Source organism: Stenotrophomonas sp. GSD10 (assembly GCF_056172695.1).
Genome location: NZ_JAOCMC010000002.1, coordinates 2,896,332 through 2,918,265, shown reverse-complemented (window position 1 = coordinate 2,918,265; position 21,934 = coordinate 2,896,332). Strand labels below are relative to the sequence as shown.

Annotated in this window: 14 protein-coding genes, 1 tRNA gene and 3 pseudogenes; 12 read left to right on the top strand and 6 right to left on the bottom strand. The window is 68.4% G+C overall.

What is annotated here, in order from left to right; all coding sequences use genetic code 11:
- Positions 1-143: 143 nt before the first annotated feature.
- Positions 144-1,001: a thioredoxin gene (gene trxA / locus N4G47_RS13820; RefSeq protein ID WP_249843278.1), complete on the bottom strand. Its 858-nt coding sequence runs from the start codon at positions 999-1,001 to the stop codon at positions 144-146.
- A gap of 124 nt (positions 1,002-1,125) precedes the next feature.
- Between trxA and N4G47_RS13815 the strand changes: the two genes are divergently transcribed.
- On the top strand, positions 1,126-1,716 hold the full coding sequence (locus tag N4G47_RS13815) for a DUF998 domain-containing protein (protein ID WP_249843279.1): 591 nt from the start codon (positions 1,126-1,128) through the stop codon (positions 1,714-1,716).
- Positions 1,717-1,752: 36 nt separating this feature from the next.
- On the opposite strand, the gene N4G47_RS13810 is transcribed toward N4G47_RS13815, so the two are convergent.
- Positions 1,753-1,989: a hypothetical protein gene (locus N4G47_RS13810; RefSeq protein ID WP_249843280.1), complete on the bottom strand. Its 237-nt coding sequence runs from the start codon at positions 1,987-1,989 to the stop codon at positions 1,753-1,755.
- Between the two features lie 313 nt (positions 1,990-2,302).
- Here N4G47_RS13810 and leuS point away from each other — a divergent pair, with 313 nt between their 5' ends.
- The 8 genes and pseudogenes from leuS to N4G47_RS13770 all read left to right on the top strand — a co-directional run bounded on the left by leuS (position 2,303) and on the right by N4G47_RS13770 (position 9,595).
- A complete protein-coding gene (leuS, locus tag N4G47_RS13805; protein WP_475287818.1) occupies positions 2,303-4,945 on the top strand; it encodes a leucine--tRNA ligase in 2,643 nt (880 codons plus the stop codon).
- Between the two features lie 136 nt (positions 4,946-5,081).
- Positions 5,082-5,666 carry an LPS-assembly lipoprotein LptE gene (locus N4G47_RS13800; RefSeq protein WP_107231125.1) on the top strand — a complete coding sequence of 195 codons (585 nt, stop codon included), beginning with the start codon at positions 5,082-5,084 and terminating at the stop codon, positions 5,664-5,666.
- 12 nt (positions 5,667-5,678) lie between these two features.
- A complete protein-coding gene (gene holA / locus N4G47_RS13795) occupies positions 5,679-6,716 on the top strand; it encodes a DNA polymerase III subunit delta (protein ID WP_249843283.1) in 1,038 nt (345 codons plus the stop codon).
- Positions 6,717-6,719: 3 nt separating this feature from the next.
- Positions 6,720-7,384, top strand: a pseudogene (gene nadD / locus N4G47_RS13790) (nicotinate-nucleotide adenylyltransferase).
- Positions 7,385-7,442: 58 nt separating this feature from the next.
- Entirely contained in the window at positions 7,443-7,856 is a 414-nt protein-coding gene (rsfS, locus tag N4G47_RS13785) for a ribosome silencing factor (protein ID WP_107231122.1), read from the top strand.
- A 63-nt stretch (positions 7,857-7,919) separates the two neighbouring features.
- Positions 7,920-8,390 (top strand): 23S rRNA (pseudouridine(1915)-N(3))-methyltransferase RlmH, encoded by a 471-nt coding sequence (rlmH, locus tag N4G47_RS13780; RefSeq protein WP_005418108.1) that lies wholly within the window; start codon positions 7,920-7,922, stop codon positions 8,388-8,390.
- 22 nt (positions 8,391-8,412) lie between these two features.
- A tRNA-Asn gene (locus N4G47_RS13775) sits at positions 8,413-8,489 on the top strand.
- 140 nt (positions 8,490-8,629) lie between these two features.
- The gene (locus N4G47_RS13770) at positions 8,630-9,595 is read left to right on the top strand and encodes an alpha/beta hydrolase (protein ID WP_475287813.1); all 966 of its coding nucleotides are present in this window, start codon (positions 8,630-8,632) and stop codon (positions 9,593-9,595) included.
- A 78-nt stretch (positions 9,596-9,673) separates the two neighbouring features.
- Here N4G47_RS13770 and N4G47_RS13765 read toward each other — a convergent pair whose 3' ends face one another.
- The 4 genes from N4G47_RS13765 to N4G47_RS13750 all read right to left on the bottom strand — a co-directional run bounded on the left by N4G47_RS13765 (position 9,674) and on the right by N4G47_RS13750 (position 15,779).
- Positions 9,674-11,095, bottom strand: coding sequence for a basic amino acid/polyamine antiporter (locus tag N4G47_RS13765; RefSeq protein WP_475287811.1), 1,422 nt, complete (start codon positions 11,093-11,095; stop codon positions 9,674-9,676).
- Positions 11,096-11,201: 106 nt separating this feature from the next.
- The gene (locus N4G47_RS13760) at positions 11,202-13,997 is read right to left on the bottom strand and encodes a TonB-dependent receptor (RefSeq protein WP_475287809.1); all 2,796 of its coding nucleotides are present in this window, start codon (positions 13,995-13,997) and stop codon (positions 11,202-11,204) included.
- Between the two features lie 189 nt (positions 13,998-14,186).
- Positions 14,187-14,825 carry an energy transducer TonB gene (locus tag N4G47_RS13755; protein ID WP_475287808.1) on the bottom strand — a complete coding sequence of 213 codons (639 nt, stop codon included), beginning with the start codon at positions 14,823-14,825 and terminating at the stop codon, positions 14,187-14,189.
- Between the two features lie 216 nt (positions 14,826-15,041).
- A complete protein-coding gene (locus tag N4G47_RS13750; RefSeq protein WP_475287806.1) occupies positions 15,042-15,779 on the bottom strand; it encodes an SIMPL domain-containing protein in 738 nt (245 codons plus the stop codon).
- Between the two features lie 129 nt (positions 15,780-15,908).
- Here N4G47_RS13750 and N4G47_RS13745 point away from each other — a divergent pair.
- The 3 genes and pseudogenes from N4G47_RS13745 (at position 15,909) to N4G47_RS13735 (ending at position 21,882) form a co-directional block, all read left to right on the top strand.
- Positions 15,909-16,516: pseudogene (locus N4G47_RS13745) on the top strand (Maf family nucleotide pyrophosphatase).
- A complete protein-coding gene (rng, locus tag N4G47_RS13740) occupies positions 16,509-17,996 on the top strand; it encodes a ribonuclease G (RefSeq protein ID WP_409460311.1) in 1,488 nt (495 codons plus the stop codon). The pseudogene N4G47_RS13745 and the gene rng overlap by 8 nt, the downstream one beginning before the upstream one ends.
- Positions 17,997-18,089: 93 nt before the next feature.
- Positions 18,090-21,882: pseudogene (locus N4G47_RS13735) on the top strand (YhdP family protein).
- Positions 21,883-21,934 lie beyond the last annotated feature (52 nt).

Below are 21,934 nucleotides of genomic sequence, written 5' to 3'. Positions count from 1 at the left end.
ATCCCGGCAAAGCGGGGTGCAGCTGCAAGACCTCATGGCCCCGACCTCATCCCCCCGAACGGATCGTGGCGGCCGCATGGCCGCCATCGCGCGCATTATTGCCCGTGCTCAGTGCAGGGATTCTGAACGAAGCGGGTTCCCGTTCAGAACAGCAGGGAGGCCATCCGGCGTCGGTACTGGCCGACCAGGTCCTCGTCGGAGATCACATTGAAGGCGTCGATCAGCGCCTTGCGCGGCAACCCGTCCTCGAAGCCGCGGTCGATCCGCAGCATTTCCAGGAACTGCGCCAGGGCGGCCTCGTCATGGCCGCCGAGCAGCAGCTGCACGCCGCGCAGGTGGCGGGCCTTGAGATCCTGGCCGTCGGCGGCGATGCGCGCCTCCAGCACGTCGGCGGCCGGCGCATCCTTCAGTGCAGCGGCGAACGCCAGGCGGGCGCGGGCGCGCACGGCGCGGTCGTCGGTGGCCAGGTTGGCCGGCAGGCCGTCGATCAGGGTGCCGGCTTCGTCGACCCCGCCGATCTGCAGCAGCGCCAGCGCCAGGTCGAGTTTCAGTTCGTCCTTGTCCGGTTCGGCAGCGATCTGGGCGCGCAGCACGTCCACCTGCGCCTGCGGGTCCAGCGGCGCCTCGTCCTCGGTGGCGGTGTCGCCGACGTCGGCCGGCACGATGCCGTGCTGGGCCAGGAACTCACGCAGCTGGCCTTCCGGGATGGCGCCGGGGAAGCCGTCCACCAGCTGGCCGCCCTTGACCAGGAACACGGTGGGCACCGAGCGGATCTGGAAGGCGGCGGCGATCTGCTGTTCCTTGTCGACATCGACCTTGGCCAGCTCGAAGGCGCCGTTGTACTCGGCGGCCAGCTTTTCCAGCATCGGGCCGAGGGTCTTGCACGGGCCGCACCAGGTGGCCCAGAAATCGACCAGCACCGGCGTCTGCAGCGACTTCTGCAGGACTTCGGCCTCGAAGGTCGCAGTGGTGGCGTCGAATACGTAGGTCGTCTCGGTCATGGGGGAGGCATCGATTGGCATCTGGAGACCGATTCTATGGTGACGATCGCTGCCGGTCTCAACCCGGACTGCGGCAAATGCCTGACAATGCGCCTTTCCCGCCGCCGCTGTTCCCGGAGTCTGCATGTCGTTCCTGTCCCCGCTGCTGCGCCTGTCCGGCCTGATGGCCGCGCTGCTGTTCGTGCTGGCGGTGCTGGGCTTCGGCGCCGGCCTGGATGGCTATGCGCAGGCCCGCCACCCGGTGGCCCTGCTGGGGGCACACGGCGTGCCGCACGCGCTGGCCTTCAACCTGCTGGGCTTCGTGCTGCCGGGCCTGCTGGCGGCGGTGGTGGCCGAGCGCCTGCGCCGCCGGCTGCCGGCCACGGCCGGCTGGGCGCCACGGGTCGGCAGCCAGATGCTGCTGCTGGCCGGGCTCGCATTCGCCGCGATGGGCCTGCTGCCGCTGGATGTGGATGACCTGCACGGGCCGGCCAGCCAGCTGCACGCCAGCGCCTGGATGATCTGGGTGCTGGGCTTCGTCGCCGGTACCCTGTTGCTGGGTATCTCCCAGCTGCGCCAGGCGCAGGGGCTGGCGGCGGTGTCCTGCGGCGTGTTGGCGGCGCTGGCGGCCTTTGCCCTGCAGGGCGTGCTGTCGGCTCCACTGGCGCAGCGTCTGGCCTTTGCCTGCTGGGCGGTGTGGCTGGCACTGGCGCTGCCGCTGTCGGCCCGACGCTGAACTGCAGGGACGGCAGTGCCGTCCCTGCGTGCCGGGTCAGAGGGCGGTGCACTGCAGTGAGAAGGCCACCGGGCCGTACTCGGCATTGAGCCGTGACAGCGCCTGGTTGGTGGCGTCGACGCCGGACTCGGCCTCGATGACATAGGCATCAGAGGTTCCGGCCTGTTCGCCACTCCCGATCTGATAGGCACAGGAGTAGCTTGCGGCGTGGGCGACACTGGTCGCGCCAAGCAGTACGAGCAGGCTGGCGGCGCAGGTGGTGCGGATCGACATGGTTGATCTTCCCTGTGTATGGATGGCAAAGGCCCCTGAACGTTGCTGGGACTACCTGACCCCGGGGGCGGCGGGATCAGGCTTACAGCTTCGCCGCCGGAGCCGGCGGGGCGCCGTAGGCCCGTGCCGGCACGTGGGGTAGGTGCGGCTGCCGTTGTGGGGTAGGGCCGCACCCCCGCGCTCCCGGGCCCGCGCGTCCGGCCGTGTTGCGCGGGCGGCCGGGACCGCGCCGGCGGCCTTTGCGGGGCAGGATTGGAGCCATATGCCGCACTGCGGTACGCTGTACCGCTTTGCCGCCGCATCCGCGTGTTCCATGACCAGCGCTGAACCCAACGCCTACGACCCGCAGCAGGTTGAATCCGCCGCCCAGCAGTTCTGGGATGCCACCCGCGCCTTCGAAGTCGACGAGACCTCGGACAAGCCGAAGTACTACTGCCTGTCGATGCTTCCGTACCCGTCCGGTGCACTGCACATGGGCCACGTGCGCAACTACACGATCGGCGACGTGATCAGCCGCTACAAGCGCATGACCGGCCACAACGTGCTGCAGCCGATGGGCTGGGACGCGTTCGGCCTGCCGGCGGAAAACGCCGCGATCAAGAACAAGACCGCCCCGGCGGCGTGGACCTACAAGAACATCGAGCACATGCGTGGCCAGTTCAAGGCCATGGGCTATGCGGTGGACTGGTCGCGCGAGTTCGCCACCTGCCGCCCGGACTACTACGTCCACGAGCAGCGCATGTTCACCCGCCTGATGCGCAAGGGCCTGGCCTACCGCCGCAACGCGGTGGTGAACTGGGACCCGGTCGACCAGACCGTGCTGGCCAACGAGCAGGTCATCGACGGCCGCGGTTGGCGCTCCGGCGCGCTGGTCGAGAAGCGCGAGATCCCGCAGTGGTTCCTGCGCATCACCGACTATGCCCAGGAACTGCTGGACGGCCTGGACGAACTGGACGGCTGGCCCGATTCGGTCAAGACCATGCAGCGCAACTGGATCGGCCGCTCCGAGGGCCTGGAAATCCAGTTCGACGTGCGTGACGTCGATGGCGGCGTGCTGGATCCGCTGCGCGTGTTCACCACCCGTCCGGATACCGTGATGGGCGTGACCTTCGTGTCGATTGCCGCCGAACATCCGCTGGCGCTGCACGCGGCGAAGAACAACCCGGAACTGGCCGCGCTGCTGTCGGAAATGAAGCAGGGCGGCGTGTCCGAGGCCGAGCTGGAGACCCAGGAAAAGCGCGGCATGGACACCGGCCTGCGCGCCATCCATCCGGTCACCGGCGAGAAGGTGCCGGTGTGGGTCGCCAACTTCGTGCTGATGGGTTACGGCACCGGTGCGGTGATGGCTGTTCCCGGCCATGACCAGCGCGACAACGAAGTGGCCAACAAGTACGGCCTGCCGATCGTGCAGGTGATCGCGCTGAAGGACCCGCGCAACGACGACGAGCGCAACTGGGATGGCGCGCGCTGGCAGGATTGGTACAGCGACAAGAGCCGTCAGACCGAGCTGGTCAACTCGGCCGAGTTTGATGGCCTGGATTTCCAGGGCGCCTTCGAAGCCCTGGCCGAACGCTTCGAGCGCAAGGCCCAGGGCCAGCGCCGCGTCAACTATCGCCTGCGCGACTGGGGCGTGAGCCGCCAGCGCTACTGGGGCTGCCCGATTCCGGTGATCTACTGCGCCAAGTGCGGCGCGGTGCCGGTGCCGGAAGAACAGTTGCCGGTGGTGCTGCCGGAGGATGTGGCGTTCTCGGGCACCGGTTCGCCGATCAAGACCGACCCGGAATGGCGCAAGACCACCTGCCCGGACTGCGGCGGCGCGGCCGAGCGCGAGACCGACACCTTCGACACCTTCATGGAGTCGAGCTGGTACTACGCGCGCTACACCTCGCCGGGTGCCCGCGATGCGGTCGACAAGCGCGGCAACTACTGGCTGCCGGTCGACCAGTACATCGGCGGCATCGAGCACGCGATCCTGCACCTGATGTATTTCCGCTTCTACCACAAGCTGCTGCGCGACGCGCGGATGGTGGACAGCAACGAACCGGCGCGCAACCTGCTGTGCCAGGGCATGGTGATTGCCGAAACCTACTACCGCCCGAACCCGGACGGCTCCAAGGACTGGATCAACCCGGCCGACGTGGAAGTGCAGCGCGACGAGCGCGGCCGCATCACCGGCGCCACCCTGATCGCCGATGGCCAGCCGGTGGTGGTCGGTGGCACCGAGAAGATGTCCAAGTCGAAGAACAACGGCGTGGACCCGCAGGCGATGGTCGACAAGTACGGTGCCGACACCGTGCGCCTGTTCTCGATGTTCGCAGCGCCGCCGGAACAGTCGCTGGAGTGGAACGAGGCCGGCGTGGACGGCATGGCCCGCTTCCTGCGCCGCCTGTGGGCCCAGGTGCAGAAGCACGCGGCCGATGGCGTTGCCCCGGCGCTGGACGTGGCCGCGCTGGACGCCAACCAGAAGGCGCTGCGCCGCAAGACCCACGAGACCATCGGCAAGGTCGGCGACGACTACGGCCGCCGCCACAGCTTCAACACTGCCATTGCCGCGGTGATGGAGCTGATGAACGCGCTGGCCAAGTTCGAGGACGGCAGTGCACAGGGCCGCGCGGTGCGTCAGGAAGCGCTGCAGGCCATCGTGCTGCTGCTCAACCCGATCACCCCGCATGCCAGCCACGCCCTGTGGCAGGTGCTGGGCCATGGCGAGACGCTGCTGGAGGACCAGCCGTTCCCGCAGGCCGACAGCGGCGCGCTGGTGCGCGATGCGCTCACCCTGGCGGTGCAGGTCAACGGCAAGTTGCGCGGCACCATCGAGGTCGCCGCCGACGCCGCGCGCGAGCAGGTTGAAGCGCTCGCCCTGGCCGAGCCGAATGCGGCCAAGTTCATGGAAGGCCTGACCGTGCGCAAGATCATCATCGTGCCGGGCAAGATCGTGAACATCGTCGCTGCCTGATGTACCCGCACCGGCCACCCGCACGGTGGCCGGTGCGTTTTCCCGGTGCGGGCCCGGTGGTTGATGGCCCTGCATTCACGCGGCTTCGGGCAGGCTGTGTGTTGCCGTGATCGCCCGGCTCCGCCAGACTGTCTCCATGACCCGAATCCTGCTTGCCCTCGTTCTTGTCCTCGGCCTCGCCGGCTGCGGCTTCCATCTGCGCAACAAGCTGATGCTGCCGACCGACACCGCCCCGGTGAAGGTGGTATCGACCGCCCCGTACAGTGAACTGGTCAAGCTGCTCAACCGCAGCCTGCTGGCCTCCGGCGCGCGCCTGGCCGATGAGGACACCACTGGCCCCAGTACCCAGCTGCAGGTGCTGTCCGAGCGCTGGGGCGATCTGCCGATCGCCATCGACTCGCAGGGCCGCGCACAGGAATACAGCCTGCGTTACGCCGTGATCTTCATCTTCCGCCGCGAGGATGGCAGCGAACTGGTGCCGCAGCAGGTGATCGAACTGTCGCGCGACTACGTGTCGCCGCCGACCGACGCCACCGGTACCACCACCGAACGCGAAATCCTGGCCGATGAACTGCGCCGGGAAATGTCTGCCTCGATCATCCGCCGCATCGACAGCGTGGTGCGTGGTGAACTCGAGAAGGGCGGCAGCCTGACCGCGCCGAAGGCCACCCCGGTTGAACCGGCGGTGCCGGCCGACCCGGCCGCTGCGGTCAAGCACTGAGCTGCAGCGACGATGGAACTGCGTCCGGAGCAGTTGGCCAGCCAGGGCGCTGATACCGCGTTGGCGCCGGTGTACCTGATTGCAGGGCCGGAAACCCTGCGCGTGCTGGAGGCGGCCGACGCCATCCGCGCGCGGGCACGCGCTGCCGGCATCGGCGAGCGCGAAGTGTTCGACGCCGATGGGCGCGATTTCGACTGGAACCAGCTCGACGCCAGTTTCAATGCGCCCAGCCTGTTCAGCGCCCGCCGCCTGGTCGAGGTGCGCCTGCCCAGCGGCAAGCCCGGCAAGGACGGTGCCGAAGTGATCAGCCGGTTCTGCGCCGACCCGGCGCCGGACGTGGTGCTGATGATCACCGCCAACGAATGGAGCAAGGCCCACCAGGGCAAGTGGGCCGAGGCGGTCGGCCGTATCGGCGTGCTGTCGGTGGCGTGGGCGATCAAGCCGCACGAGCTGCCGGACTGGATCGAGCGCCGCCTGCGCGGCAAGGGCCTGCGTGCCGACCCGGCCGCGGTGCAGCGCCTGGCCGAGCGGGTGGAAGGCAACCTGCTGGCCGCGGCCCAGGAAATCGACAAGCTGGCGCTGCTGGCCGATGGTCAGCCGTTGGACGTGGAGCGGATGGAGTCGCTGGTGGCCGATGCGGCCCGCTACGACGTGTTCCGGCTGCTGGAAGCCACGTTCTCGGGCCAGCCGCCGGCGGTGCTGCGCATGCTGGCCGGCCTGCGTGGCGAGGGTGAAGCGGTGGCTGCGCTGATGCCGATGGTGATCCGTGAACTGCTGGCCGGGGCCGGCCTGGCGCGGGTGCAGGCGCGTGGCGGCAACCTGGCCGCCGAGATGAAATCGCGTGGCATCTGGGAATCGCGGCAGGCGCCGTACAAGCGTGCGCTGCAGCGGCATCCGGAAGGCAAGCGCTGGGAGCGCTTCGTGGCCGAAGCCGGGCTGGTCGACCGCATCGCCAAGGGGCGTGCCGATGGCGATGCCTGGCTGGCGCTGGAGCGCCTGCTGGTGGCCGTGGCCGAACCGCGTGCGGTGCGCCTGCTGGCGCGGGCCTGAGTCGTGAGCCTGCGGATCTATTACGGGGGCACCTTCGATCCGGTGCACCTGGGGCACCTTGCCATTGCCCGTGCCGCCCGCGACGAACTGCAGGTGGCGGTGCGCCTGCTGCCGGCCGCCGACCCGCCGCATCGCGCCGCCCCCGGCGCCACGGCCGAACAACGCTGCACCATGTTGTCGTTGGCCATCGGCGATGAACCCGGCCTGCTGCTGGACCGGCATGAGCTGGATCGCGCGCAGCGCTTTCCCGGACGCCCGTCGTATACCGTCGACACGCTGCGCGAACTGCGTGGCGAGCTTGGCCCGAGCCGGCCCCTGGCCTGGCTGGTCGGTGCCGACAGCCTGCTGGGCCTGTCGCGCTGGCACGAATGGGAAGCCCTGTTCGGGCTGGCCCATTTCGTGGTGGCCGAGCGCCCCGGCAGCCCGCTGCAGGGGGCGATCGACGGTGAGCTCGGCCGCGCCCTGGACGGCCGTTGGACCGACAATGAACAGGCCTTGTTCGCCAGCCCGGCCGGACGGATCCTGCGCCTGCACCATCCGCTGCGCGAGGAATCGGCCAGCGCCGCACGCGCCCAGATCGCCGCCGCTGGGCCCTGGCGCGCGCTGCTGCCCCCGCCGTGGCCGACTACGTGGCCGCCCACGGCCTGTACCGCCCGGCAACGCCGTGAATGCCGCCGCCCCGGCTTGCCCGTATAATCGCACCCACGTTTATCGAGTCGATCCACTTTGAGCAACCAGACCCAGCCCCAGACCATCAAGGTCGATCTGCCCAGCCCGCCGCCGTCCGTGCCGGAACTGCTGGCCAGCGTCCGCCAAGCTACCGAAGACCTCAAGGCCAAGGACCTGGTCGAGATCGATGTACGCGGCCGGTCCAGCGTTGCCGATTACATGATCGTCGTTTCGGGCACCTCGACCCGCCACGTCAAGTCGATCGCCGATGAAGTCGTGCGCTTCGCCAAGAACCTCGACGTGATGCCGCTGGGTGTTGAAGGCGAGCGCGAAGCCGAGTGGGTGCTGGTTGACCTGGGTGACGTGATCGTCCATGTGATGCTGCCGCGCGTGCGCGAGTTCTACGCCCTCGAGCGCCTGTGGACCGTCGGCGACCAGCCGCCGTCCCGCGACGACGACGAAGTGGCCTGAGCCGCACGTTGCTGCATCCTTCGACGGCGCCGATGGCGCCGTCGACGTTTTGGAGATCCCTTGATGAAAGCCCGCCTGATCGCCACCGGTGAACGCGCGCCCAGCTGGGTTGCGCAGGGGTTTGCCGAGTACCAGAAGCGGCTGTCGCACTGGCTGCCGTTCGAACTGGTGGAAATCGAGCCTGGCCTGCGTGGCAAGGGCCGCGATCCGCGCCGCGCCACCGAAGACGAAGGCAAGCGGGTGATCGCCGCACTGCCGAAGAATGCCTACGTGGTCGCGCTGGACGTGCCGGGCCGCCAGCTCAGTTCCGAACAGCTGGCGCAGCGCCTGGAGCATTGGCGTGGGCAGGGCAGGGACCTGGCGTTCCTGATCGGTGGCCCGGAAGGGCATTCGCCGGAGGTCTCGGCATTGGCCGATGAGAAGTGGTCGATCGGGCCGTTGACGCTGCCGCACATGCTGGTGCGGCTGGTGGTGGCTGAGCAGCTGTACCGGGCCGCCGCAATGATTGCCAATCACCCCTACCATCGCGCGTGAAGAGTGGTTATACTAGTCGTCTGCCCGAATAGCTCAGCCGGTTAGAGCACTTGACTGTTAATCAGGGGGTCGTTGGTTCGAGTCCAACTTCGGGCGCCACCTTGAGAAACCTGCATCGCGAGATGCAGGTTTTTTTGTGCCACGTAGAGTCGAGCTCGCTCGACTGCGCTGCTGACAGGTCACGACAGTCGAGCAAGCTCGACTCTACAATCCAGGGTCATCGACTACGGATGCTGATCGTGCGCGCACTGCTGTCCACGGGCTCTCTGCTGCTTGCACTGCTGACGTTCGCCGCGGCGAATGCGGCACCTCCCACCTGGCATCCTCCGCAGGGCACCACCGAGTTTCCGCTGTGGCCGCAGGGCAGGGTGATGGCGCCGCCGAAACTGAAGGGCCCCGAGCAGATCAGCGAGGTGACCTCCAACGCCAGCGGCGAACGCTGGATGATGCTGCAGAACGTGGCCGTGCCGACCCTTACCGTGTTTGCGCCGAAGGGGCCGCCCAATGGCACCGCGGTAATGGTGGTGCCCGGCGGAGGCTACCGGGTGCTGGCGATGGACCTGGAAGGCAGCGAGATCTGCGACTGGCTGACCGCGCAGGGCGTCACCTGTGCACTGCTGAAGTACCGCGTGCCCGCATCCGGCCCGAACTGGGATCCTGAATGCAACTGCCGCGACCTTCCGAAGGTACCGATGGCCCTGCAGGATGCACAGCGTGCAATGGGCCTGCTGCGCGCGCAGGCGCAGCGCTGGTCAATCAATCCGAAGCAGGTCGGGGTGATCGGCTTTTCCGCCGGTGGTCACGTGGTGGCAGGACTGAGCACGCATGCGCAGCGCAGCTACGCGCCGGTCGATGCCGCCGATGCACAACCGAGCCGCCCCGATTTCGCGATGGTGATGTATTCCGGGCACCTGTGGGCCGGGCATGGCAAGGGGCTGTCGCTGGTCAAGGACATCGTCGTGGATGCGGCGGTACCGCCGACCTTCATCGCGCAGGCCAGCGACGACCCGACCGATGACGTGCGCGAATCACTGGCCTACTACCAGGCATTGATCGATGAAGGTGTGCCGGTGGAAATGCACCTGTTCGCCCGCGGCGGCCACGCCTTCGGCCTGCGCGTGAAGGATGCACCGGTCGCGGCATGGCCGCAGCTGGCCGAGCGCTGGATGCGGGACCTCGGCATGCTGCCGAAGCAGGAACCGTAGCGTCGAGCTTGCTCGACGGCGTTGTTGCCGCGTTCCGCTCGACGCTACGATTCGCATGCGGCCGCCACACGCTCGACGCTACGGGGTCAGGGTGCCCTTGGCATATGCCACCAGCGTGGCGATCGCCACCAGCACGATGGCGCCGAACAGCACCCACTCCCAGCGCGTGAACACCGGCTCGCCGCGCTGGCGCCGGGTCAGCGCGAACAGTACGACGCCGGGGACGTACAGCAGCACCGACAGCAGCAGGTTGTCCAGGCCGCCGGCATACACCAGCCACAGCGCATAGGCGCTGGCCAGCAGCGCGACCACGAAATCTTGCCAACGCACGCCCGGCTCACCGGCGTAGGCCTGCCCGCGCCAGGCCAGCTGCACGGCGAAGGCCGCGGACAGGAAATAGGGCACCAGGCTCATCGAGGCGGCCAGCAGCACCAGGCCGGTATAGCTTCCCGCATTGAACAGCACCAGCAGCAGGAACAGCTGGATCAGCCCGTTGCTCAGCCACAACGCATTGGCAGGCACGCCGCGCGCATTCTCGCGCCCGAGGAAGGTCGGCATGGTGCCATCGCCGGCGGCGGCATACAGCACTTCGGCACACAGCAGCACCCAGGCCAGCAGCGCGCCCAGCACCGAAATGATCGAACCGGCGATGATCACCGTCGCGCCCCATTCGCCGACGATGGCGCGCAGCACGTAGGCCATCGACGGGTTGGGCAGCCCGGCCAGTTCGGCCTGCGACAGCACGCCCATCGACAGCAGGCTGACCAGGACCAGCAGCAGCCAGACGCCGAGGAAGCCGATCACCGTGGCGCGGCCGACATCGGCGCGGCGCGCCGCGCGCCGCGAATAGATGCTGGCGCCTTCGATGCCGATGAACACCCACACGGTGACCAGCATCATGCCGCGCAGTTGCTGGCCAAGGTCGCCGAGCGTTGGCGTGCCGAAGAAGTCGGCACGGAATACGTCCATGCGGAACGCGCCGGCGGCCAGCACCAGGAACAACGCGATCGGCAGCAGCTTGGCCACGGTCACCAGGCCGTTGATGATGGCGGCGGTACGCAGGCCGCGCAGCACCAGCAGGTGCACGGTCCACAGCAGCACCGACGACGCAGCTACCGCAGCGGCCGTGTTGCCTTCGCCGAAGACCGGCAGGAAATGGCCCAGCCCGCTGAAGATCAGCACGAAGAAGCTGGCGTTGCCCAGCACCGAAGCCACCCAGTAGCCCCAGGCCGCGGAAAAGCCGATGTAGTTGCCAAAGCCCTCACGGGCGTAGGCATAGATGCCGGTGTCCAGGTCAGGACGGCGGTTGGCCAGGGCCTGGAACACGAAGGCCAGCATCAACATGCCCGCACCGCTCAGCGCCCAGCCGATCATCGCGGCGGCCGGGCCGGCACTGCGGGCCACGTTCTGTGGCAGCGAGAAGATGCCCGCACCGACCATCGAACCCACCACCAGTGCGGTCAGTGCGGCCAGGCCGAGACGTTGGGTGGAAGCGGGCATGGGCGGAGCTCCGGTCAGGGACTGCATCATCGCTGTTGCCGCGTGTGTACAAAAGCAAAGGCCCGGGGATGAACCCGGGCCTCTGCAGGTGACGCGCCGCGATGGATCAGCGGAAGGTGTACTTGGCGCCCACGGTGAAGTAACGGCCCAGTGCACCGGAGAAGTGCATCGGGTTGTAGTTCACGCCGCCGTAGGTGGTCGGATCGAGCGGTGCGATGCGGTCGAACACGTTGGCCACCGAGGCATTGAGCTCGAAGGCGTCGGTGATGTTCCAGCGGCCGGACAGATCGAAGGTGGTGAACGAAGAGATCTTCGTCACCGGCGTGCCGTCCTCATAGAACGCCTGGTAGTCGCCGCCACGCTTGTCGGTGTTGTCCATCTTGCTGATGTAGTTGGCAACACCGCTCACGCTCCACGCACCCTGCTTCCAGGTGGTGCCGAAGTTGATCTTGTCCTTCGGCGTACCGATGCAGTTGGTCACGTCGCAGTTGCCGTGCGTGCCGGCATAGTCGACGGTCTCATCGCCTTCGGTGCGCTCGAACTTCAGGATGTGGCTCCACTGCAGGTCCAGCTCCAGCTGGCCCGGGCCGATATCGAAGGTCTGGCGGATATCGGTATCGATACCGCGGACCCGCGACGAGCTGGCGTTCACGTAGCCGGTGTTGACGGCCAGGATGCTGCCGGAGTTGGGCACGCCACCGATGTTGTTGGAGTCACGCAGCACGTTGCCGGCCAGGATGGCGGCCGCGGTGTTGCCCTGCACGATCTCGTTGGTGCGCTTGATCTGCCAGGCATCGACGGTCATCGAGGTGGTCGAGGTCGGCTGCAGCACCAGGCCCACCGAATAGCTCTTGGACTCTTCCGGCTTCAGGTCCTTGTTCGGGCGGGTGATGATCGCGATCGAGCGCGGGGTGCACTCGTCGGCACTGATGGCGCAACGCACCGGATCGCGGGCGTTGGAGAAGGCGGCCAGGCCACCGTCACCGTTCTCGGCCGGGTTCGGCGCGCGGAAGCCTTCGGCGTAGCTGGCGCGCAGTGCGATCCAGTCGGCCGGGGTCCACTTCACGCCCAGCTTCGGCGTGGCCTTGCCTTCACCACTTTCGTACTTGTCGTAACGCACCGCGCCGGACAGTTCCAGCTGTTCCAGCACCGGCGCGGACAACTCGACGTAGCCGGCGTACACGTTCTGGGTGCCGTCGTAGGCCGAGTAACCCAGGCCGATGATGTCACCCTGGTCGGTGTAGGTCTGCGGGGTCAGGCTGTTGCTGGTCTTGCGCCACTCGGTACCGATGGCCAGGCCCAGCGGGCCACCCTTGAGGTCGGCCAGGCTGCGCGACACGGTGAAGTCGAACATGTCCAGGCTGGACTTGGCGCGCGCGCTGATGGTCGGCGAGATGTAGTCGTACAGCGCCTGCGAGTTCAGGTTGGCGTTGTCGCCGATGCGCCAGGTGCCGCCGGCGCAGTTCGGGTTGCCCAGCGCGCACAGCACCGAGCTGTAACGCAGGAAGCCGGTGCGCTTGTTGACCAGGTCGGTGCCCGAATGCAGGTAGGCGGTGTCGTAGCTCCAGTCGCCCCAGTTGCCCTTGGCGCCCACCAGGAAGCGGTTGAACTCGTTGGTGTTGTCGGTCACGCGCGGGCCGACGTCCCACGCGCTGTAGCGCAGGCGCGCCGCATACGGCAGCGGGTTGTCCGGATGCCCGGCATAGAGCATCGTCGCGCCGTCACCGCTGCTGGCGTTCTTCGGGCCGCCGGGGAAGCCCCAGCCACCGGATACGCCGGAAGGGGTATTGCTGAAGATGGTTTCCTTCTTCGAGTAGCCGATCTCGGTGTAGATCTCGCCGCCTTCGCCGAAGGCGAACGTGGCGCGGCCGAACACGTTGATGTACTTCTCTTCCGGGGTCAGGTCGCGATACTGCTGCGCCGGATCCCACAGGCAGCCCTGCGCCGCCGAAGAGGCTTCGGTCTGGCCCGGAATGGTGCTCAGGTTGGCGCAGCCCGGCAGGGCGACCAGGTGCGGCGACGGCGCATCATTGTTGAACACCGAGCCGTTCGGGCCGACGCCGCCGTTGGTGCGGCCGCTGAGGTAGGCGCCGCCGAGGAACTGCGCGTCGGTGGCGTCATAGCCCCACTGGCGCGTGTCGCCGGTGCCGATCCACTTGCGGTTCTTGCGGTCGCTGATCTTGATCGCGTCGGACTTGCCGACATCCAGGCTGAAGAATGCGTTCCAGCCATCCTTGGACAGGTCACCGGTACCGGCGGTCAGGGTGGCCTTCTTGGTATCGCCGTCGCTGTCGCCGGACAGGCCGTAGGACGCGCGCAGGATCGCACCTTCGAAGTCGGTGCGCAGGATGATGTTGACCACGCCGGCGATGGCGTCGGAGCCGTAGATCGCCGAAGCGCCGTCCTTCAGCACTTCCACGCGCTCGACGGCATCGAGCGGAATGGTGCTGAGGTCGGTGAACACCTTCTGGCCGTCGTCGGCCAGGCCGTAGGTCGCCATGCGGCGGCCATTCAACAGCACCAGCGTCGAGCCGGCACCGAGGCCGCGCAGCGAGATGCCGGCGCCGCCACCGGCGAAGCCGTTGCCGAAGGTCTTGGGAATGGAGCCGGCGCCATCGGCGGTGATCGTCTGCAGGTACTCGGCCAGCGTGGTCTTGCCACTGCGGTCGATTTCCTGGCGGCTCACCACCTGCACCGGGGACGGCGTCTCGGTGTTGGTACGCGGGATGTTGGAGCCGGTGACCGTGATGCGGTCGAGGTTGGTGGCTTTTTCCTGCGCGAAGGCGGAGGAGGAAGCGACGGCGCCGACCAGCAGCAGGGCGCCGCCGGTAAGGATGTGGGTGATGGACGATGCCAGGGTGGTGCGGCGGCGGCTGGCGGGCCGTTGGATCGGGTGTTTCACAGCTTCTCTCCTAACTGGAAAACCGTAGCGTTGAGGGCTGTCGCCGGATCAGTACCGGGACGCGCCAATCTAGGTTTCCAGCGAGTGACGACGCCGTGAAATTTTGCTTAATCAGTAACATCTGGACGGGAAAGACCCGCCGTGCTCGCTGTCGGGGCCGGCCCGGGTCCTGCCGGGCCGGCCACCGGGTCAGTCGGGCAAGGAGAACTGCACCGGCACCAGGCCGATGGCCGGAACCGCTACGCCGTCACGCAGGGCAGGCTCGAAACGCCAGTGCCGCAGCACCTGCTGGCGGGCGGCCTGGTCGAGCGTGCGCGAACCACTGCTGCGCTCGATGCTCACCGTGACCGGCTGGCCGCGGTCGTCCACCTCCACCCGCAGCAGCACCGTGCCCTGCTCGTGATTGCGCAGGGCCTGGATCGGGTAGGCCGGCGGCGGGGCGCTGAGGTACTGCAGCTGGGCGCCGGGCATGGGCGTCGAACGGTCGATGGTCGGCGCCGGCGGCACCGGCGCGGATTCGGCGGCGGGGGCGACGATGCCCTGCGCTTCCTCCAGCGTGGCGGTCGGCGGCGGCAGCGGCGTGGTTTGCCTTGGCACCGTCTGCTGCTTCGGCACCACGTCCACGTGTTCCGGCGCGGTGGGCGGCGGCAGCTCCCTGGGAATCAGCCGTACCGTGGTGTCGTCGCGCGGCAGGGCCGTGATGGCCTGGTAGGTGGCCGGGATCAGCAGCAACAGGAACGCGAGCAGATGCAGGGCGATGGCCGCACTCCAGGCGGCAACGCGGGCGGGGTCGAAATGCGCGGATGCAACGGGATACGTACGAACCATGGTCCACCTCCATGCCAGTGACGAAGTCCTCAACGCACCAGGGCCCGTGGCGGGGTTGCCGCACGCGGCTGGCAGTGCATCAGTAGCGCGGCGCAACGGCGACTGCCTAGAGGCAGGGTCGGAATCGTTGGGCTGGCCTTCAGCCAGCGCCGCCGACAGGCATGAAAAAGGCGGACCCGCTGCGGGGCCCGCCTCTGTCTACAGACCAGAACGCGATCAGCGCCCCAGTTCGAACACCACATCCAGATTGACCGACACGGTGGATTCGCCCGGGGCAACCGGGGTGGCCTTGTCCATCGCCGCGCCGGCGGCCATCGTGCGCATCATCGGCATCGGGCGGTAACCGCCGCCGGCATTCTCGGAGATGCTGACGATGCGGCGTACCTGCAGGCCCAGCGACTTGGCATAGGTCTGGGCACGGGCCTGGGCCTTCTTCAGCGCGGCCAGGCGGGCTTCGTCATACACCGGTTCGGGCTGGTCGATCTCGAAGCTGGGGCCGTTGATCTGGTTGGCGCCCTGTGCGGCCAGCGCATCGAGCACCTTGCCGAGCTTGGCGATGTCACGCACCTTCAGGCTGACCGTGTTGCTGGCCTGGTAGCCGGTGATCTTCGGCGCTTCGTTGTCGGCGTAGCGGTACTGCGGGCTGAGGCTGACGCCGCTGGTCTGCACGTCGCGCTCGGCGATGCCGGCGGCCTTGATCGCGGCCAGCACCTTGTCCATCTGCTGGGCGTTCTGGCGCATCGCGCTGTTGCCGTCGGCGGCCTGGGTGACCACGCCGGCCGACAGGGTGGCCACGTCCGGCACGCGGGTGGCTTCGGCGTTGGCCGAGACGTTCAGCAGGGTGCCTTCGGCCGGGGCGGCGATCGACGGCGACGACGGAGCGGCATGGGCGGTCATCGAGGTTCCAAGGGCGAGGGACAGGGCAAGCAGCAGCGGAGTGGCGGTCAGGCGCATGGGATCTCCTTGTTGTGCGGTGAGGGTGGTGTCGTAGCGATGAACGCGCTGTGAGCCCGTGCGGGGTTGAACGCATTCCGGAACGGGTTGCCGACGATTCAGGTGGCGGCCTCAGGTTATGCTGTGCCGATGCTCTATCTTGCTTCCCGCTCCCCCGACGCAACCAGCTGCTGGCCCGACTCGGACGCCCCTTCCAGGCCCTGGACCTGGAGGTCGTCGAGCAGCGCGCGGCGACTGAAAGTGCCGAACACTATGTCTGCCGGGTCGCCGCCGACAAGGCGCGTGCCGGGCTGGCGCGGGTGCGGGCTGACGACCCGCAGGCGCGGGTGCTGGGCTCGGACACCGAAGTGGTGCTGGACGGTGAAGTGTTCGGCAAGCCGGCCGATGCGGCCGATGCGCGCGCGATGCTGGCACGCCTGGCCGGGCGTACCCACCAGGTGATGACGGCCGTGGTGGTGGTCGGCGCCGACGGCGAGGACACCGAGCTGGTCATTTCCGAGGTGACCTTCGCCCCGATCGCTGCGGCCGACATCGCCGCCTACGTGGCCACCGGCGAACCGCTGGACAAGGCCGGCGCCTACGCCATCCAGGGCGGGGCCGAGCGCTGGATCGAACACCTTTCCGGCAGCTACTCCGGCGTGATGGGGCTGCCGCTGCTGCACACCGATCGTCTGCTGGCACGTTGCGGCGTGCCGGCTCCTACTGCCGATGCCGCCAGGGAGGCTGCCGATGTCTGAAGAAATCCTGGTCAATGTGACCCCGCGCGAGACCCGGGTCGCGGTGATCGAAAATGGCATGCTGCAGGAACTGCACATCGAGCGCGGCTGGCGCCGTGGCGTGGTCGGCAACATCTACCGGGGCAAGGTGCAGCGGGTCATGCCCGGCATGCAGGCGGCCTTCGTCGAGGTCGGGTTGGAACGCGCGGCGTTCCTGCACGCCAACGATGTGGTGCGTCCGGCACCGGTGGCCAGTGCCGATACCGAGAACACCACCCTGCCGCCGCCGGCCAGCGTGCCGATCGTCGAGCTGCTGCGCGACGGCCAGGACATCGTGGTGCAGGTGGTGAAGGACCCGATCGGCACCAAGGGCGCGCGGCTGACCACGCAGATCAGCATTCCCTCGCGCTACATGGTGCTGCTGCCGCAGTCGAAGGTGGTGGGGGTGTCGGCGCGCATCGAGGATGAAACCGAACGCGCGCGGCTGAAGGCGCTGGTGACCGAACTGTCGGCCCAGCATGGTGGCTACGGCTACATCGTGCGTACCAATGCCGAAGGGCAGCCGGCCGAGGCCATCGCCGAGGACATCGCCTACCTGTCGCGGGTGTGGAACGTGGTCGAGCGGCGCGGCCGCGAAGCGCCGCCGTGCAGCATCATCTATGAAGACCTGAGCCTGCCGTTGCGTTCGGTGCGCGACCTGATCCGCAAGGACGTGGACAAGGTGAAGGTGGACTCGAAGGAGACCTTTGCCCAGCTGCAGGCCTTCGTTGCCAAGTACATGCCGGTGCTGGCCGAGAAGATCGAGCTGTATTCCGGCGACCGCCCGATCTTCGACATGTTCGGCGTGGAAGACGAGATCGGCCGCGCGCTGGACAAGCAGGTACCGCTGAAGTCCGGCGGCTACCTGGTGATCGACCAGACCGAGGCGATGACCACCATCGATGTGAACACCGGTTCGTTCCTCGGCCAGCGCAATCTGGAAGAGACGGTGTTCCGCACCAACCTGGAAGCGGCACAGGCGGTGGCCCGCCAGCTGCGCCTGCGTAATCTGGGCGGCATCATCATCATCGACTTCATCGACATGGACGATGCCGAGCATCGCCGCCAGGTGCTGCGTACCCTGGAAAAGGCGCTGGCCCGCGACCATGCCAAGACCACGGTCTATGACTTCTCGCCGTTGGGCCTGGTGGAGATGACGCGCAAGCGCACGGTCGAAAGCCTGGAGCGCCAGCTGTCGGAAACCTGCCCGCAGTGCAGCGGCCGTGGCAGCATCAAGACCACCGAGACGGTCACCTACGAGATCTTCCGCGAGATCACCCGTGCGGTGCGCCAGTTCGATGCGGCGCGCCTGCTGGTGATCGCTTCGACCAAGGTGGTCGCGCGCATCACCGACGAGGAGTCCTCGGCGGTGGCCGAGCTGGAGGAATTCCTCGGCAAGAGCATCCGCTTCCAGGCGGACGAGCAGTACCTGCAGGAGCAGTTCGATGTCGTTCTGCTCTGATCCTCGCCGGCTGCAGGCCGGCGGTGGCCGATGAGCGCGCCACCGCGCCTGCGACTGCGAAGGATCCGCCGTCATTTCATTGCCGCCTGTGCGGTGGGCCTGGTTGGGCTTGCACTGCTGGTGGGCACGCTCAGCCAGCTGTTGCCGCTGGCCGAGCGTCATCCCGACAGGATTGCTGCCTGGCTGAGTGAACGTGCCGGCCAGCCGGTGCGTTTTGACCAGCTGCAGACCGCCTGGACCCGGCGCGGCCCGCTGCTGCAGCTGAAGGGCCTGCGCATCGGCGCCGGCCAGGGCCTGGCGATCGGCGAGGCCGAGGTGCTGGTGTCGATGTACAGCGGCCTGCTGCCCGGGCGTTCGCTGACCGAGCTGCGCCTGCGCGGCCTGGCGTTGGACCTGCAACAGGGCCAGGACGGTCGCTGGTCGGTGCGTGGGCTGCCGCAGGCCAGCAGCGGGGGTGACCCGCTGGATGCACTGCGCCGGCTCGGCGAACTGCAGGTGATCGAGGGCCGGCTGGGTGTGCACGCGCCGCAGCTGGGCATCGATGCCACCTTGCCGCGCATCGACCTGCGCCTGCGGGTCAATGGCGACCGCCTGCGGGTGGGCGTGCGTGCGTGGGCGCAGGCGGACGCCCTGCCGCTGACCGCGGTGCTGGACGTTGACCGCCGTCATGGCAACGGCCAGGCCTGGCTGGGTGCCGATCCTGTTGATTTCCATGCCTGGTCGCCACTGCTGGCGGCCGGCGGCGTGCGCCTGCGCGAAGGCAAGGGCGAATTGAACCTGTGGCTGACCCTGCGCGACTTCGCGCCGGTGGCGCTGACCACCGACTCGGACCTGCGCGAGGTGCGCGTGCAGGGCGCTGCGATGCCCGGTGTGGCGGTCCCGCAGCTGCAGCTGCAGCGCGTGCAGGCGCGACTGCGCTGGCAGCGCCAGGCAGAGGGCTGGGCATTGCAGGTGCCGCGCCTGCGCCTGACCACGGACGAGGGCGAGCAGCGGCTCGATGGCCTGCAGGTGCAGGTGGGCAGGCAGCTGCGGGTGAGCGCCGCGGCGGCACAAGCGGGGACCGCGTTGCGTGGCCTGGCCCTGAGCGATCGCCTGCCGGCGGACCTGCGTCGCTGGCTGTTCCTGTCCCGGCCACAACTGGAGGTCGCTGAGCTGCGGCTGGCCGGCGAACGCGACGGCCCGTTGTGGGCGCAGGGCGAACTGCAGTCGCTGGGCTTTGCCAGCGTGGGCGGTTCCCCGGGCGTGCGCGGCGTGGGCGGCCGTTTCGAGGGCGATGCCAATGGGTTCAGCCTGCAGCTGCAACCGCAGCGCCAGCTGCAGTTCGATTGGCCGAGTGGTTTTGGCGTGCGCCATGATCTGCACCTGGCGGGGCAGGTGGTGGGCTGGCGTGACGAAGGCGGTGGCTGGCGCATCGGAACGCCGGCGATGCGCGTGGAAGGCACCGACTACGCCGCAGATGTGCGCGGTGGGGTCTGGTTCCAGGGCGATGGCACGCGGCCGTGGCTGCAGCTGGCGGCCAAGCTGGACGACGTGCCGATGACCGCGGCCAAGCGCTTCTGGATCCATTCCAAGATGAGCAAGGGCGCTACCGACTGGCTGGACATGGCGCTGGCCGGCGGCCAGGTACGCGGCGGTGTCGGCCTGGTCACCGGTGACCTGGACGACTGGCCGTTCGACAACCACGATGGCCGCTTCGAGGCCACCGGCCACATCACCCAGGGCGAGATCCGCTTCCAGCATGACTGGCCGTTGATGAGCCAGGTCGATGCCGATATCGCCTTCATCGGCCCCGGCTTCGACATGCGCGGACGCGGTGATCTGGCCGGGGTGGCGGTGCAGACCTTCGAAGCGGGCATTGCCGACTTCGGCCAGCAGCCCCTGTATGTGCGCGCCGACGCGCAGAGCGAGGCCGGCAAGCTGCTGGCGATGCTGCGGCAAAGCCCGCTGCACAAGGAGTACGGCGACACCCTGGACAATCTCAGCGCTGCCGGCCCTGCGCACGTGACGTTCGATCTGCTGCAGCCGCTGCACCACGATGAAGGGGGCGGCCACCTGCAGGGCACGGTCGATCTGGCCGGCGTGAAGCTGGTCGACAAGCGCTTCCAGCTGGCGTTCGACAACATGCATGGGCAGGCGCGCTACAGCAATGGCGGTTTCGATGCCGAGGAACTGTCGGTGCGGCATCTCGGCCAGGACGGCCGCCTGAGCCTGCGTGCCGGTGGCTATGTGCGTGACAGCAGGCAGGCCTTCGAATCGCAGCTGTCGGCCCATCTCGATGCCGGGGTGCTGATCGACCGCGCGCCGGAAATGGCCTGGCTCAAGCCCTATATCAATGGCACCTCGGCGTGGACCATCGCGGTGAACCTGCCCAAGGTGGCGCCGGGGGCGCCGGCCCCGCCCAGCGAACTGCGGTTGAGTTCGGATCTGGTCGGCACCCGCCTGGACCTGCCGGCACCGCTGGACAAGCCGGCCACCGAGCCGCTGGCGACCACGGTGGCGGCGCAGCTGCCGATGGGCGCCGGCCGCATCGACGTGGCGTTCGGCCAGCGCCTGGCCCTGGCCGCGCGCAGCCACAACAACCAGACCGGCGTACAGGTCACGCTCGGCAGCGACCGTGTCGACCGCGAGCCGCCGCCGAGCGGGCTGACGGTCAATGGCCGCAGCCCGACCCTGGACGCACTGGAGTGGATCGGCCTGGCACGCGGCGGCAGTGACGATGACGCGATGCCGCTGCGCGCAGTGGATGTGCAGGTTGGCCAGCTGAAGCTGATCGGCGGGGTGTTCGAGCAGACCCGCTTGCAGCTGCGCCCGGGCGCGCAGGCGCTGGACGTGCGCCTGGAAGGCCCTTCGCTGGCTGGCCGCCTGACCGTGCCCAACGCCGAAGGCGGCACCATCAGTGGCCAGCTCGACCGCGTGCACTGGCAATCGCTGCCGGCGGCACCGGGGGCGACGCCGGCACCGGCGCGGGTGCAGGCCGGTGCCAATGACATGGACCCGGCAAAGCTGCCGCCGTTCGCGCTGGACATTGCCGACCTGAAGTTCGGCAAGGTGGTGCTGGGCCAGGCGGTGCTGCGCACGCGCCCGCTGGCCAACGGCCTGAACGTGGACGAGCTGCGCTTCCGTGCGCCGGACCAGGAAATCGACATCAGCGGCCGCTGGCTGGGCCGCAGCGGCGGTGCCCGCACCGAACTGACCGCGCAGGTGCGCAGTGAAGACCTGGGCGGGCTGATGCAGAACCTCGACTATGGCGGCCAGTTGCGCGGGGGCCGGCCAGGCGCAGCTGCAGGCCTCCTGGAGTGGCGGCCCGTCGGACTTCCAGCTGGCCAATCTGCAGGGCAGCCTGGACCTGCATGCACGCAACGGCCAGCTGCTGGAGCTGGAACCGGGTGCCGGCCGCGTGCTGGGCCTGCTGAGCGTCACCCAGCTGCCACGCCGCCTGATGTTCGACTTCCGCGACTTCTTCTCCAAGGGCTTCGCGTTCAACCAGATCGACGGCCGCATGCAGTTCGGCCAGGGCATGGCGCGCACCGACAAGGTGCTGATCGAAGGCCCGGCGGCGAACATCACCATCCGCGGCCAGGCCGACCTGCGCAACCAGCAGTTCGACCAGACCATCGACGTCAACCCGCGCGCCGGCAACCTGCTGACCGTGGTCGGCGCGGTGGCCGGTGGCCCGGTGGGGGCGGCGCTCGGCGCGGCCACCAATGCGGTATTGTCCAAACCGTTGGGCGAGATTGGCGCCCGTACCTACAAGGTGACCGGTCCATGGAAGGAGCCGAAGGTGGAAGTGATCGAACGCAGCCGCGACAAGACCCCGCCAGCGCCGGTACCGGCGCCGGCACCGGCCATTCCGCCCACCGTCACCGACCTGCCGCGCTCGCGCTGAGCCCGGCCTTCCGCCCACGGGGTTGCCTGAGCGCCCCCGCATCCCCAGATCG

What these genes read in the sequence shown, in the direction of transcription:
- N4G47_RS13755 (WP_475287808.1), bottom strand. Translation starts at nt 14,825, where the DNA reads ATGGTTCGTACGTATCCCGTTGCATCCGCGCATTTCGACCCCGCCCGC.
- N4G47_RS13815 (WP_249843279.1), top strand. Translation starts at nt 1,126, where the DNA reads ATGTCGTTCCTGTCCCCGCTGCTGCGCCTGTCCGGCCTGATGGCCGCG.
- rng (WP_409460311.1), top strand. Translation starts at nt 16,509, where the DNA reads ATGTCTGAAGAAATCCTGGTCAATGTGACCCCGCGCGAGACCCGGGTC.
- N4G47_RS13750 (WP_475287806.1), bottom strand. Translation starts at nt 15,779, where the DNA reads ATGCGCCTGACCGCCACTCCGCTGCTGCTTGCCCTGTCCCTCGCCCTT.
- N4G47_RS13800 (WP_107231125.1), top strand. Translation starts at nt 5,082, where the DNA reads ATGACCCGAATCCTGCTTGCCCTCGTTCTTGTCCTCGGCCTCGCCGGC.
- leuS (WP_475287818.1), top strand. Translation starts at nt 2,303, where the DNA reads ATGACCAGCGCTGAACCCAACGCCTACGACCCGCAGCAGGTTGAATCC.
- holA (WP_249843283.1), top strand. Translation starts at nt 5,679, where the DNA reads ATGGAACTGCGTCCGGAGCAGTTGGCCAGCCAGGGCGCTGATACCGCG.
- rlmH (WP_005418108.1), top strand. Translation starts at nt 7,920, where the DNA reads ATGAAAGCCCGCCTGATCGCCACCGGTGAACGCGCGCCCAGCTGGGTT.
- N4G47_RS13765 (WP_475287811.1), bottom strand. Translation starts at nt 11,095, where the DNA reads ATGCCCGCTTCCACCCAACGTCTCGGCCTGGCCGCACTGACCGCACTG.
- N4G47_RS13810 (WP_249843280.1), bottom strand. Translation starts at nt 1,989, where the DNA reads ATGTCGATCCGCACCACCTGCGCCGCCAGCCTGCTCGTACTGCTTGGC.
- trxA (WP_249843278.1), bottom strand. Translation starts at nt 1,001, where the DNA reads ATGACCGAGACGACCTACGTATTCGACGCCACCACTGCGACCTTCGAG.